Source organism: Delftia sp. PX-1 (genome assembly GCF_055797465.1).
Map to the genome: position 1 here is coordinate 3,063,313 of NZ_CP184763.1, position 13,884 is coordinate 3,077,196.

The 13,884-nt window shown below is 62.1% G+C and carries 8 protein-coding genes and 1 pseudogene; 3 read left to right on the forward strand and 6 right to left on the reverse strand.

Going from position 1 to position 13,884, the window contains the following annotated elements:
- Positions 1-71 precede the first annotated feature (71 nt).
- The gene (locus tag ACN20X_RS14225; RefSeq protein WP_473210756.1) at positions 72-2,060 is read left to right on the forward strand and encodes a DUF3363 domain-containing protein; all 1,989 of its coding nucleotides are present in this window, start codon (positions 72-74) and stop codon (positions 2,058-2,060) included.
- Between the two features lie 130 nt (positions 2,061-2,190).
- Here ACN20X_RS14225 and ACN20X_RS14230 read toward each other — a convergent pair whose 3' ends face one another.
- From ACN20X_RS14230 to ACN20X_RS14245, 4 genes and pseudogenes are all read right to left on the reverse strand, one after another.
- The gene (locus tag ACN20X_RS14230) at positions 2,191-3,816 is read right to left on the reverse strand and encodes a methyl-accepting chemotaxis protein (RefSeq protein ID WP_473210757.1); all 1,626 of its coding nucleotides are present in this window, start codon (positions 3,814-3,816) and stop codon (positions 2,191-2,193) included.
- Positions 3,817-3,832: 16 nt separating this feature from the next.
- The gene (locus ACN20X_RS14235) at positions 3,833-6,358 is read right to left on the reverse strand and encodes an EAL domain-containing protein (protein WP_473210758.1); all 2,526 of its coding nucleotides are present in this window, start codon (positions 6,356-6,358) and stop codon (positions 3,833-3,835) included.
- A 267-nt stretch (positions 6,359-6,625) separates the two neighbouring features.
- Positions 6,626-7,820 (reverse strand): annotated as a pseudogene (locus tag ACN20X_RS14240) (M20 aminoacylase family protein).
- Between the two features lie 3 nt (positions 7,821-7,823).
- Positions 7,824-8,822, reverse strand: a complete 999-nt coding sequence (locus tag ACN20X_RS14245) for a tripartite tricarboxylate transporter substrate binding protein (protein WP_473210759.1) — start codon at positions 8,820-8,822, stop codon at positions 7,824-7,826.
- A 113-nt stretch (positions 8,823-8,935) separates the two neighbouring features.
- Between ACN20X_RS14245 and ACN20X_RS14250 the strand changes: the two genes are divergently transcribed.
- On the forward strand, positions 8,936-9,859 hold the full coding sequence (locus tag ACN20X_RS14250; protein WP_473210760.1) for a LysR family transcriptional regulator: 924 nt from the start codon (positions 8,936-8,938) through the stop codon (positions 9,857-9,859).
- A gap of 233 nt (positions 9,860-10,092) precedes the next feature.
- Here the strand turns inward: ACN20X_RS14250 and ACN20X_RS14255 are convergent, their stop codons facing one another.
- A complete protein-coding gene (locus tag ACN20X_RS14255) occupies positions 10,093-10,986 on the reverse strand; it encodes a LysR substrate-binding domain-containing protein (protein ID WP_473210761.1) in 894 nt (297 codons plus the stop codon).
- Positions 10,987-11,178: 192 nt separating this feature from the next.
- Between ACN20X_RS14255 and ACN20X_RS14260 the strand changes: the two genes are divergently transcribed.
- The gene (locus ACN20X_RS14260; protein ID WP_473210762.1) at positions 11,179-11,505 is read left to right on the forward strand and encodes an SDR family oxidoreductase; all 327 of its coding nucleotides are present in this window, start codon (positions 11,179-11,181) and stop codon (positions 11,503-11,505) included.
- Here the strand turns inward: ACN20X_RS14260 and ACN20X_RS14265 are convergent.
- Positions 11,427-13,838: a DUF1631 family protein gene (locus ACN20X_RS14265; protein ID WP_473210763.1), complete on the reverse strand. Its 2,412-nt coding sequence runs from the start codon at positions 13,836-13,838 to the stop codon at positions 11,427-11,429. The genes ACN20X_RS14260 and ACN20X_RS14265 overlap by 79 nt on opposite strands.
- Positions 13,839-13,884 lie beyond the last annotated feature (46 nt).

Sequence of the window (13,884 nt, forward strand, 5' to 3'; positions counted from 1 at the left end):
TCCGCGTCAATGCCGGCTTGCCCGAGTGCTGCGCACGATGGCCTACGCCCCAGCTTCCAGGGAGAGATGTCATGACCGACCGCCGCGACGACGATTTCCGTATCAGCCCAAGCGCCCCGAAGAACAGGGGTCAGGGCTTCATCGCCAAGGTGCTCGAGCAGACCGGCAAGGCCAGTGGCGGCAAGTCCTCGCTGCGCCGTCCGGCATCGACCGGCGGCGGCAAGAGCACCGGCCAGCGGCCTGGCTCGCGCCTGGGGCGCGGCCATACGGCGGCGCGGTTTGCGGGCGCGAAGCTCACGTCCATGTCGCGGCGTGTGACTATCAAAACATTGCTGGTCAACCAGCAGCGGGCCAGCCCGCAGTCGCTCGCCAAGCACCTGCGCTACGTGGAGCGCGATGGTGTGGGCCGTGATGGTGAGCAGGGCCGGGCCTATGGACCGCAGAGCGACGATGCCGATCTTGACACCTTCAAGGAACGCTGCGCCGAGGATCGGCACCATTTCCGCTTCATCCTTTCGCCCGAGGATGGCGCGGAGCTGGAAGACTTGCGCACATACACGCGGCACCTGATGGGGCGCATGGAAGCCGACCTGGGCACGCGGTTGGAATGGGTGGCGGTCGATCACTGGAACACCGACAACCCGCACACCCACCTGATCGTGCGCGGGCGCGACGATACCGGTAGAGACCTCATCATTGCGGGCGACTACATCGTCGATGGATTCCGACATCGCGCCGCCGAACTGGCGACCGAATGGTTGGGGCCGCGCACCGAACTGGAGATCCAGCAGACCTTGCGACGCGAAGTGGAACAGGAGCGGTGGACGAGCCTGGATCGCACGTTGAAGCGTGAGGCTGGCGACAATGGCCACGTGCAGATTGAACGCTTTAACGAACCGCGGCTGCAACACCAGCGCCTGCTGCTGATCGGCCGCCTGCAGCGGTTGCAGCGTCTGGGCCTGGCCGACGAAGTTCAGCCCGGCACCTGGACCATTCATGCTGATGCCGAGAAGACCTTGCGCGCCCTGGGCGCGCGTGGCGACATCATCCGCGCGATGCAGCGGGCCATGAGCGGTCAACCGCGCGAACTGGCGGTGTTCGAACCAGGGGAGGATGGCCGCACGATCGTCGGCCGCGTGGCCGCCAGGGGGCTGGCAGACGAACTGCACGACCGGGGCTATCTAGTCATCGACGGGACCGATGGAAAAGCCCACTATGTTGCGCTGAACGCCCGCGACGAGTTGGCCAACTACCCGGTCGGCGCGGTGGTGGAAGTGCGCGGTTCCGCTGACGTGCGCATGGCCGACCGCAACGTCGCTGCGCTGGTGAGCAATGGCCTGTACCGCACCGACCATCACCTCGCTATCGTGCAAGGGCAGGCCGTGTTGGGCCGCGACCCGCATGAGGTGGTGGCGGCCCATGTGCGTCGGCTGGAAGCTCTGCGCCGGGCCGGCATCGTGGAGCGTCTGACCGAGGGGTTGTGGAAAGTGCCTGCTGACCTGCCCGAGCGTGGCCGTCAGTACGACGCCCAACGCCCTGGCGGCGTAGCCGTGGAGCTGAAATCGCGCCTGCCCATTGAGCGGCAGGCCCGTGTCATCGGTGCTACCTGGCTCGACCAGCAACTGATCCGCGGTGGCCGAGGACTGGGTGACATGGGCTTTGGTGGCGAGACGAGGCAGGCCATGCAGCAGCGTGCCGATTTCCTGGCCGAACAGGGACTGGCTGAGCGGCGCGGCCAGCGGGTGATTGTTGCGCGAAACCTGCTGGCGACTCTATGCAACCGGGAACTGACGCAGGCCGCCAAGGACATTGCCGCCGAAACGGGTTTGGTGCATTGCCCCGTAGTTGATGGTCAGCGTGTGGTCGGCATCTACCGACGCAGCCTCATATTGAACAGCGGACGTTATGCACTGGTCGATGACGGAAGGGGTTTCAGCCTGGTGCCGTGGAAGCCGGTGATTGAAAAGTCCCTGGGGCAGCAACTTGCCGCGACGGTGCGCGGCGGTGGAGTGTCATGGGAGATTGGTCGATCACTCGGAAAAAGCATAGGGGGCACCTGACAGATGTGAATAGATCAATTCGCCAGCAGAAATCCAATTTGGCGGACTACTTCAACCTACGTGACGAAGTACGTCGAGTGTTCTGGATCCGACTTGTCGTCGCAACAACAACACGCCTTTGCCATCCCGGCTATCTGCTGCTGGCTTTCAGAAATGGACCTTTTCGCCGCAGTTCCACGGCGTCGATCTGCGACAAAGTGGCTTCACCGCGCTCGAGGCGGAACAGGCGCATTGAGTTGCTCACACCGTGCACTTGACCTCGCAGCGACTGCGCGGCTGCAGCCAGCTCCTCCACCATCGCAGCGTTCTGTTGGGTGATCGAGTCCATATGGGCCACTGCGGCATTCACCTGCGATATCCCGGTTTGCTGCTCCTCGGCCGCGGTGCTGATTTCCCCCAGCAAGGCACTGACGCGTTGCACGGCGGTCAGTGCTTCCGCCATGCGATCACGCGCTTCGCCTGTAGCCTTGGTGCCCGATGTCACGCGTTCAGCCGACTCGGCGATGAGCTGCTTGATATCGCGCGCCGCCTGCGTGGTGCGTGCAGACAGCGTGCGCACCTCCGAAGCCACCACCGCAAAGCCCCGCCCAGCGTCGCCTGCACGTGCCGCCTCTACGGCGGCGTTCAACGCAAGAATGTTGGTCTGGAATGCCACACCTTCGATAAGGTGCACGATGTCGCCGATGTGCCGCGACGATTCAGTAATGCCTTGCATCGTCTGGCTCATGGCCTGCACTGCATCGTTGCTGCGCTGTGTGATGCCAGATGCCTCTTGTGCAAAACGGGCACCACGGCTGGCAGCCTGAGCGCTGTTTTGCACCGTGACGTTGATCTCTTCCATTGCTGCGGCAGTTTGCTGCAGGCTGCCCGCCTGGTTCTCAGTACGGGATGAGAGGTCGTGGTTACCGGCAACGACCTCCCGCACGGCAACCTCCAGGTTTCCTACCTCCTGGCGCACATCGCTCACCACAGTTCGCAGATTCACGCTAAGTTGGAAAAGTGCGCGCTGAAGGTTGCCGACGTTGCCGCTGGCCCCTGTATGCACGGAATGCGACAGGTCTCCTGACGCCAATTGATTGGCATCGTGAACGAGCTCCTGCAGTGGTGCGACGGCCAGCGTGTGGGTCAGAAACGACGATACACCCACGGCTATCACGGCCGCAGTCCCGGTGAGGCGCCAGGGCGCATCTGCCCACGAGAGCAGTAGCGGAACCATCACTGCCAGGGCTATCACCAGCAGCAGGCGCATGGAAACGGAAGGGGCCAGCAGCCGAACCAGTCGGCCGCCCAGGTCCTGCCGCAGTACGGCACCATGGCGTAGCGTATGGACAAGACGGTCTGCCTGAGCCTCGGCGCGCATGGTGGCATAGAGCCTTTCGGCAAACAGCACCTTTCTGCGATCAGGAAGCGTGCGCACCGACAGGTAGCCTGTGATCTGGTCGCCCTCACGCAATGGCGTGACGTTTGCCTGCACCCAGTAAAAGTCTCCGTTCTTGCGTCGGTTCTTTACGAGACCTGTCCAGGGAAGGCCTGCAGATATGGTCTGCCACAGATCGCGGAAAGCTTCGGCGGGCATGTCAGGGTGGCGGATCAGATTGTGGGGATGGCCCAGCAACTCCTCTTGTGTAAAGCCGCTCACGTCAATGAACGCGGGGTTGCAGTATGTGATACGGCCTTTGGTATCGGTGACCGAGACCAAAGTGTCAGACTCTGGAAACTTGTACTCCTGGCTGGTGACAGGCAGATTGACTCTCATAGGGAACTCGCGCTTTTTATTGCCGTGGGGAAAGGCCAGACGGCTGAGCTAACCAGTTGCTCGCCAACTCGCCTGCTGAAACAGCTTTTGAAAAGAAGAAGCCTTGCACCTCGTCGCACTGCAGCTCACGAAGTTTGTCTACCTGGCTTTGTGTTTCCACGCCTTCTGCGATCGTCGACAACTGGAGTGCATGGGCCATGTGAACAATGGCGGTCACGATGGCGAGGCTGCTGGGTTCGCTGAACATGCAGCGCACAAAAGACATGTCGATCTTGAGCCGCGACACGGGAAAGCTCTGAAGCCGCGCCAGCGAGGAGTAGCCCGTGCCGAAATCGTCGATGGAAAGAGTGAAGCCGTATCCCACCAGTTGGGACGCCATCCGCTCTGCCCTCTCAGGGTCGTGCATCAGCGCCGACTCGGTGATCTCCAGTTCGATGAAGCGAGGGTCCACATCGTGCGCGCGCACGATCGCCAAAGCACGCTCATGGAAAGAGTCACTCATCATCTGCGCGACCGATACATTCACGGCAATGGAAGGCGGTTGCGCAATGCCGGCAGAACGCCAATCTCGCCACTGACGAGCCGCTGCATCCAAGATCCAGTCACCGAGCGCGATGATGAGGCCACGCTCTTCAGCGACGGGGATGAACTCACTTGGGCTCACCCAGCCAAATTCGTCGTCCTTCCAACGCGCGAGCGCTTCCACTCCACGCAACTCAAGTGAACCCAAGGCGATCTTCGGTTGGAAGTGCAGTTCCAGGCGTGATTGCGCCATGGCCTCCCTCAGCTTGGCTCCGATGACGATGCGCTTCTGGACCTGTTGGCCCATTCGTGCCTCATAGAGTTGACAAGCACCGCCGCCTTGCATCTTGGCCTGGTACATGGCGATATCAGCCTGCCGTATCAACTCGTCCACGCTGCGCCCGTGCTCGGGGTAGAGAGCGACTCCGACGCTGGCCCCCACTTCCACGCAAAGGTTGTTCAGCATCATGGGACTTCCCAATGTTGAACAGACCTCACGGGCCAAGGCCATCACATCCTCGCCGTCAGGGAGTACACGCACGCACAGAAATTCATCGCCGCCCAAGCGGGCGACAACACCATCGCCGACGACCATGGCCTCGCAGCGCGTTGCCACTTTGGTAAGCAGTTCGTCTCCCACGACATGGCCTTGCGAGTCGTTGATCTCCTTGAATCGATCGAGATCGACAAAGAGCACCGTCGCCCGCTGGCCTCGTTTGCCTGCGACGTCAAGCAGGCGCTGAGCCTGATTAATTCCGTGAACGCGATTGGGTAAGCCTGTGAGTGCGTCGAAGAACGCCAGCTTCTCCATGCGCTGTTCGGTCAGTTTGCGGCTCGTGATGTCCATCAACGTGCCATAGCCTCTGACAGGCTGGCCGGTCTTGCCATGCTCGAAGGTTCCAAGTGCCTCCACCCAGCGGATGCTGGTGCCTTCCTGGATGCGCATTTCGAAACCGAAGTGGCCGGTGGCCATCCCCTTTTTCCACTGCGAATCGGCGTAGGTGCGATCGTCAGGATGCACGCAGCCCAGTACATCGGCATAGGTGAATCGCTGACCCACCGGCCAGCCCATGATGCGTGACGCTTGAGGCGTGACGAAGGGTCTGCCTTCGAAGCTGATGTGCCAGATGCCGATGTTGGCTGCCTCTTGGGCATTGAGCAAACTGCGATTGAGCTGCTCTTGTTCTCGCAGATCCTCAACGGTGATCAGCAAGCGTGGCGGCGCTTTGTCGTCGGTTGGCGGCAACGCGTGGACGGTGATAGAAACCGGTATCGCCGTTGCTTGATCAGGGAATTGCAGACGCGATCGCCCCACGGCATGCTCGCGCTGCAGCGCTATGCTCACCAGCTCCGTCAAGCTCCCTACATCCATGATGGACGGGAGCGCTTTGCCAGCGGTGAACTCTACTCGTGACTGGCCTGCCAGTTGTGCGAAGGCTTCGTTGACAAACACCACCTCCAGCTTGGCCGTGACCACGAGCGCGCCGTAGGGCAAGTGCTCGAACACTGCTCCGTAGTCCCGGAACTCTGCGACCAGCGAATCGCGATGGGTGATGTAGCTATCGATGACCAGTCCAACGTCCAGCAAGACGACCTTGATGAACGCCTGGATCGCATCGGCAGTCTGCTCTGGGGCCAGTCCAGGCAACTGGGCGATATGCGGCAGGAGTTCGGTGAGGTAGTGGCTGTAGGCACCCAAATACCAGCCGGGCGACAGCCCAATGCGAGCATGGGCCAGGCCCACACGTTGGCGCTCATCGGCATACACCTCGTCATAGGCTCCTGCCGTGAGCCTCACAAAGTAGCTTCTGTGGAGCCCCTTGAGCTTTTCCAACGCCAGATCAGTTGGAAGCAGCGCGCGCATCTCCGGAAACGAAAGCAGGTGACGATAAAACCCTTCCAGAAAGACTTTCGCCTGGCTCCCGAGGGTCTCGTGCACACTTGACATCACCTGCTCATCCCGAAGGGTGAGGGAGAGAAAGTCCTTGCGACGTTGGATATCTTGTGAGCTCTCTATCAAGGGCTTGTGTCCTTTCTCTTCAATAGGCAATGTTTGGAAAATCCAAAGTTCTCCATGTTTGGCTGTGCACCGTCGGGATCAGCGCACGTCGAGCCTCCATGCATGGGGCCAGCAACCATCACTGGTTTGCGACGCTTGACTGCAGGCGGCACGTCAAGACCAATTTCAGAAGGTGCCGATGGCACCAGTACCTCGGGCTCCTCTGCGCCGTCTTCCGAGCGCGCGCTGCGTTGGGCAATCGCTCGTGCGAAGGGGTCAGGCAGAGGGTCAGCCAGTAACGTCGGTCAGAAACCGTTCGGCCAGCCGCACCCAATAGGCGCTGCCCACCGCGACGTTCCGGTCTTCGAAGTCGTAGTTGGGGTTGTGCACCATGCAGGCGCCATGGCCTCCGATGGCGGCGTCGCCGTTGCCGATCAGCAGATAGCTGCCGGGCACTTCTTCGAGCATGAAGGCAAAGTCTTCGCTTCCGGTCTGGGGGGCGGCTTGCTCGATGACATGGTCGGGCCCTACGAGTTCGCAGCCGACCTGACGGGCGAGTTCGGTCTCTGCAGGTGTGTTCACCAGCACGGGGTAGCCGCCGAGGAAATCCATTTCAGCGCGGACCCCGTAGCTTTGCGCCTGAGCGTCGACGAGTTCGCGGATACGGCGGTTGAGCAACTCATGCACGCTTCGGTCCAGAGAGCGCACGCTGAGCTTCAGCGTGGCCGTCTGCGGGATGACATTGTTGGCTTCGCCGGCCAGGAACGCTCCCACGGTGATCACGGCCATCTGCAGCGGTGGAACGTTGCGCGCGACGATACTCTGCAGTCCGAGCACGATGGCAGAGCCTGCCACCACGGGGTCCGCCGCGTGGTGTGGCATGGCACCGTGACCGCCCACCCCGTGCAGGGTGATGACAATGTTCTCGCTCGATGCCATGAAAGCACCGGTGCGAAACAGCAGGTGTCCCGGCGGGTGGCCCGGCATGTTGTGCATGGCAAAAATGGCGTCGCACGGAAACCGCTCGAACAGTCCATCGACACATCATCTTGTGGGCGCCACCCAGACCTTCCTCGGCAGGCTGGAAGATCAGGTTCAGTGTCCCGCTGAACTGTCCGTGGTAAGCCAGGTGGTGCGCTGCCGCAAGCAGCATCGCAGTGTGGCCGTCGTGTCCGCAGGCGTGCATCAGTCCAGGGTGGCAACTGGCATGTGGCAGTCCCGTCGCTTCGGTGATGGGCAGGGCGTCCATGTCAGCCCGCAGGCCCAAGTGGCGGATTCCGTTGCCGCGCCGCAGTTGGCCCACCACGCCCGTGCCACCCAGGCCGCGCGTGACTTCGTAGCCCCATTCGGTCAGTTTTTCCGCCACCAGCGCACTGGTGCGTAGCTCTTGAAAGCCCAGTTCGGGGTGGCGGTGCAGGTCGCGCCGCAGTTCAATGAAGGTATCGACGTGCCTGAGCAGAGAGAGGGGAAGAGGGTGGCCCATGGTCTACTGCGCCTGCAGGTTGATCGAGCTGGCAATCGCCCGAAACTGAGCGATGCCGTCGGTGTAGGCCTTGGCCGCATCGGTGATCGATAGTGGCGGCGCAGGCGTCTGACTGGACGCCTCTAGGTTGGCGCGCACCGTCGGGTCGCTCAGCGTTCCGGCAATCGCTTTGTTCAGCACTGCCACCGTCGTCTCAGGTGTGTCGCGGCGCACGAAGTAGCCTGTCCAGATGGTGAAGGTGAAATCCTTGAGTGATTTGCTTTCGGTAATCGCTGGGATGTCCTTGGCCGTGTCCAACCGGGCAGAGCTTAGAAGCGCCAACACCTTAATTCGCTTGGTCTTGCGTAGATCAAGGTGCTTGGTTGCAAAGGGCGACAGGAAGATGTCCACCTGGCCAGACATCAAGTCCTGCTCTGCCGGTCCTCCCCCTTTGTAGGGCACATGAACCATGGGGATCCCAGTGACCTTGGACAGGTGCTCTCCCAGCAGGTGGTAGAACGAACCTGGGCCTACGCTGGCGTAGGTGACTGGACGTCCCTCCTTGGCTTGCTTGCGGGCGTATTCCAAGAATTCATCGACGCTGTTCACCGGCAAGTCGCCACGGGTGAGAAAGCCGATCTGGGCGGTCGCGATCATGTTCACCAAGCGGAACTCTTCGCTCTTGAACTTCACGGCAGATATAGCCAGCGGAGCTAGGACGAGTTCGTTGGGGGAGCCTTGGAACACCACATAGCCATCGGCTGGCTGGTTCAAAGCCCTTTGCGCCGCGATGGATCCACTGGCGCCGCCCAGGTTTTCCACGATGACCGGCTGGCCCAGCTGTTTGCTCAGGGCGTTGTGCACCGTGCGCGCAATCACGTCCGATACACCGCCAGCCGGGTATGGCACCAGGAGCGTCACCGGCTTGGACGGGAAGCTCTGGGCTAACGCGCTGATGCTCAGTAACAGACCGCCGATGAGTACAGCGGTGTGCCCGACAAGGCGGTGTATGGAAACGTGCATGTTTTTTCTCCTCCCCTTTGTTGAAATGGGTATAGGTATTCATGCTAGACAGCACACATCCATGCGTCCAATGTGTTATTTTTCTAAAAATAATTCGTAAAACTCATAGGGATATGAATCTGCGACACCTGGAGCATTTGCTGGCGATCGCCGATACCGGCTCGTTTATCCGAGCCGCTGGACGCCTGTTCATCACGCAGTCGGCCCTGAGCCGCAGCATCCAGGGCCTGGAGATGGAACTGGGTGGTCAGGTGCTAGACCGGCTGGGAAAGCGCAACACGCTTACGCCCTTGGGGATGGAGGTGGTGGCGCGCGCACGGCCCATCCTGAGCGATTTAGAGGCGCTGCGCGACAGCGCGCGTTTGATCCAAGAGGGCAACCTGGGTCGCATCAGCGTCGGGCTGGGTTCGGGTCCCGCCGTGCTGCTCACGGTGCCGCTGTTGACGACCGTGGCGCGTGACTACCAGAGCTTGCGTGTATCGGTGGTCCATGGACCAGCCGAACTGCTCGTTATGCAGCTACGCAATCGCCAGTGTGATGCCTTGGTGGTGGATCTGCGGCGCGTTGTGCCGGCACCCGATTTGCAGATTGAGGCGCTGGCCGAGCAGCGCGCAGGGTTCATCGCGCGGGCAGGGCACCCCCTGGTGGGTGCGGCCCGTTTGACTTTGGCGCAGGTGCTGGCCTACCCAGTGGCCTGCACGCCGCTGTCGGACGAGGTGATCCGCCTGATCGTGGACCAGTTCGGGCTGCAAGCGCACCCCTCGGAGATGGTGCGCTTGGAGTGCGATGACGTCTCTGCCTTGTTGATGGCGGTGGAGCAGTCGGATGCTGTGTTCCTCGGCGTGCACGCTGCGGCGAGGGCGGGATTGAGCTCGGGCCGGCTCGTGCTCCTGCCGCTGTATCCCGACATTCGGGCCAAGGTACGCTACGCAGTCATCACCTTAGCGGGCCGTACCCCCCCACCGGCGATGGCTACCTTCCGCCGGATCCTGCAGACGCACCTGTACGACGACCCGCCGCCAGGCACTGCTCGATGAGCCAGGCGGCCTTTACCAAGCAGTGGGGGACGTGAGTGCAGAAGCGGGGGAGTACTGATGTTGGCGATGCGAAGCATGTAGCCTGTGTCTCGAATGATCGGAGTTTCATAATGACCCCTGCTATCCATACCCGCCACCGAGCCGACTAGGAACATGATCCTGGTCCCCCTCTCGCGTTTGGTGTTTGCCCCAGGCCGGAATGTGCGAAAAGGCCTCGCGTATCCATTTCTGGCTTAGGCCTTCCGTGAGTAGTGCTGGATCCAACCGATGAGTTGGCTTGCCGCGGGCGTCAGGGGCAGGTCGTGGCGGCGCACGACGAAGACAGTCGGGCTGGGTAAGACATCCGCGACACTGATCTCGCTCATTTCCGAACGAAAGCTGTTCACCTCGAACAGCATGCGAGGCATGGTCGCGAGCATGTTTGATCGTGCAACTATGCCTGGCAAGGCCAGGAACGACTCACACACCATTCCCCGCCGTGGCTTTCCCAGCCCGGCGGCTGCAAAAACGTCCTCTATGACTGCGCCTGGTCCGCGAGGTGCGCTTGAGAAGATCCATTGGGCATCCGTGAGGTCGGCGATGGATGTAGCCGACTTCAGTGGATGCGACCGGCTGCACGCGATCACGAACTCGGTGTCGAACAGCGGCTCGGTGATTAAGTCGGCTTCCAGCTTCAGCCTGTGCACGGGAGTGAGGCCAAAGTCCAAGGTGCCGTCTCGAAGCGCTGGGGTGATTCCCGGATAGAGCCCATCCTGCACATGCACCTGCACTTTTGGGTGTCTGTGCGAGAACTGTTGCAGGGCTAGCGGGAGGATCGACAGTGTCACGGCCGGGGAGGCTGAAAACCGCACGCTGCCTTCCCAGCGGCCTCGGAGCTGGTCGACTTTCTCGCGCGCGCGCCGGCTCTCCGCCACGATCAGTCGGGCATGCACCATGAAGGCGTGTCCGAACTCAGTGAGGGTGGCGCCCTGGCGGGTGCGGACCAGCAACGGTGCGTTCAACTCTTCTTCGAGTTGCTGGATGGCGGCTGTGAGCGCGGGCTGAGACAAGGCCAAGACCTCTGCCGCGGCTCTGATGCTGCCTAGCTCTTCGATGTGCATCAGTGCCTGCAGGGTGGTCAGCTTCAAGGTTCGCCTCAGGGTAGACAGGGTGATCAGGATTTTCGATCGGAAACGGAGAAACGCGAATTCACGATTTCACGCACCAGCCATAGAGTCTGGTATGTGAAGACTCATCGAGCGCCCATGACCACAACGCACACTCGGCCACGGTCGGGTTCTTCGGTTCGATGAATTCCCTGACCTACGACTGCACATGCGATGCGCTGTGACGTCTCGAGCGAAGCTGACTTCCACAACCTGGTGGAGGGCACACGGCGCGAACTCGGAGGCCTGCACATCGCGGTCAACAACGCTGGAAAGACACACCGCAATAAGCCCGCCCTGGACGTGACCGAGGAAGAGTTCGATGGCGTGTATCGCGTCAACCTGAAGAGCCTCTTCTGGTCCACGCAAGCCGAGAGTGTCGGGCGCCATGTCACGGTGGTGTTGGTCCTGAAGAGAGCCGCCTACAGCCGGCTTTCCATGCTGTTGCGCATAGCCACCTGCGCCACGGTATCCAGAGCGTTATCCACCACGTTCTGCTGAGTGAGGATGCGCAGCGTGCCTTGCTGGATCATGCGGTCGACGAGCCGCAGCGTCATAGACTGGGAGCGCCCGGTGGCGCTGGTGAACAGGAAGAGCTTGCCGCTGGGGCCGATCCAGGACAGCTTGGTGCGCTCCCATTTGCCGCCTACCAGCAGGATCACCCAGCAGCCCATGACCAGAGCCGACCGTTCGGGTGTGTTGCCCGGGGCTGCGGGGGCCGGCGCCGATGCGGGGCTTTCGGGCTCGGGCAACTGATCGAACTCCATGAAGCCGGAATCCCGCGCTTCCAATGGCGCCACCCAGGGCTCTTCGTCTTCCAGCGCGGCGAGCTGCAAGGTGTTGTTCATCAAGTCCAGGTTCAGGTCCAGGTCCATGGGTGAAGGCGCCTTGGGGCGGCGTTGGTCGCGTGGTGGGCGCGGTGCGGCTGCCGCCTTGGGCGCTGGCTTGAAGGCCTGCTGGTGCAACTGCATCAGCAGGTCGAACACGGCCTTGGTGCGTTCGGGCGGGTAGTCGATGGACTCCAGTCCCTCGCGCAGCTTGGCCAGCAGCTTGGGCAGCAGTTGGGCCAGTTGCCCGGTGTTGGCGCGGGTCAGCTCGGGCTGGGAGCTCCAGATCAAGGTATCCACCAGCTCTTGGTAGCGGCCGGGGTCGGGGCTGTTGCTCTCGTCGGTCAGGCGCGCCTGCGCCAGCACCTTCGCCCAGGGGCCCAGCAGGAAACGCGCAATCTTGTGTGGCACGTTGCCGATCTGCGGCAGCAGCCAGATGTCACGCGAGATCTTGGCCGCCAGCTGATGGCGCTGTTCGGCGTGCTGCAGGGCCTTGATGGCGCGCTGGCGCTCTTTCTCGGCTTCTGCCCAGGTGGCTTGCAGCTGTGCGAGGATGGGGTCGAAGACGTCCGGGCCCTCGATGGTGGCGGTGGCCAGCGGGCCCGCAATGTTCATCAGCGACAGCATGAATGCCTGGAAGCCTGGGGCTTCGTGGCTGTCGAACGCCAGGCTGCGCTCGGTGATCTCTTGCAACAGGCGGCGTGCGGAATGCTGCTTGTTGCTAAAGAAGCGGGGGTCAACCAGTGCCAGCTGCATCAGTGCGGGCTCCAGGGCCCGCACGAACTGCTGCACGGGCCAGGGCAAGCGGGTGTCGCTCGCGATGTTGTCCACCATCAGCGCCACCACTTCCATGCTCAGCGCTCCGCCCAGGCCGCCGGTGTGTTTGCGCAGTAGCTTGGCCGGTGTGCCGCCAGCGCCGCTGCCCAGGCGCTCCATCATGTGGCCGACCTGGCCCATCTCCTGCAAGGCCTCGAAGGCGGCAGGCATGGTCATGATGGCGTCGGTGGCAGGCGGTTCGTTGCTGGGTAACTGGCGGGGCGACTCGAACTCTCGGTCGAAATGTTCGGCAAAACTCTCCGCGCGTGTCTTGGGCTGCGATGGCGTGTCGTCCGGCGCATCGCTCAGCTCGCCCTGCAGCAGGCGGCGCAGGCGGTCGAGCGTGAGCAGCGGGTCGGAGGGGCTTTCACCCGGTCCCGATGATGACCCGGATGTCGAGGCGGATGCAGATGTGGACGCCTCCTCCACGAAGTCGTTGTCGAAGGAGAACCCTAGCGATGCACCGCCGCTGGCGGTACTCAAGTACACATACTGACCATCGGCCTGGCGCACGGCGTAGCCCACAGGCTGTACGCCACTTTGCCTGAGGCGCTGGATCTGCGTGAGGTAGAGAGCGCGCAACTCGCTGCCCAGCGCCGGCGAGATGGATGCCATCCAATCGTGCCGGACCTGATCGGTCACCTGCATCTGCGAAATCACGGTCTGCAATGCCTGCAGGAAAACTTCGGGGCGCAGGGGGTTGTACTGGGGCTCGACCTTGGCGATGCCCTGGGCCGCGCAGAACAGCGCGTCCAGGTTGGCCAGCGGCTCCTCTACGCTGTTGATCAGCACCTGGCGTGCGCGGGCGCGTTCGACGCTTTCGCTGACCTGCTCTTCATCCATCAGCTCCAGCTCATCGAAATGCACGGTGAACAGCGAGCGCGAAGCTGTCTTGGGCTGCTGTCCTCCGAGCGATTGCTGGCTGATGACCTTACGCAGCGCCTCGGGGTAGCGGTCGCTCATCACAAGGGCGAGCTTGATGATCTGCTGCTTGGCCTCCAGCATGGCGTTGTGCTCGCCGGGCGTGCGGGCCACGTCCAGGCGCGCTTGCAGGCCCCTGCGGGTGGCTTCGCACACGCGTTCCATCATGGGCCTGGATACGGAAAGCACCTCGTTCACGATGCGTTCGTACATCGCGGGGTCGCTCTGGAACAGGGCGGGAGCAGACAGTGCAGATTGTTTCAAGGCCATCTTCTCCGGGGGAACCCGTACCTAGCCTGGTACGCGGCGAATAGGG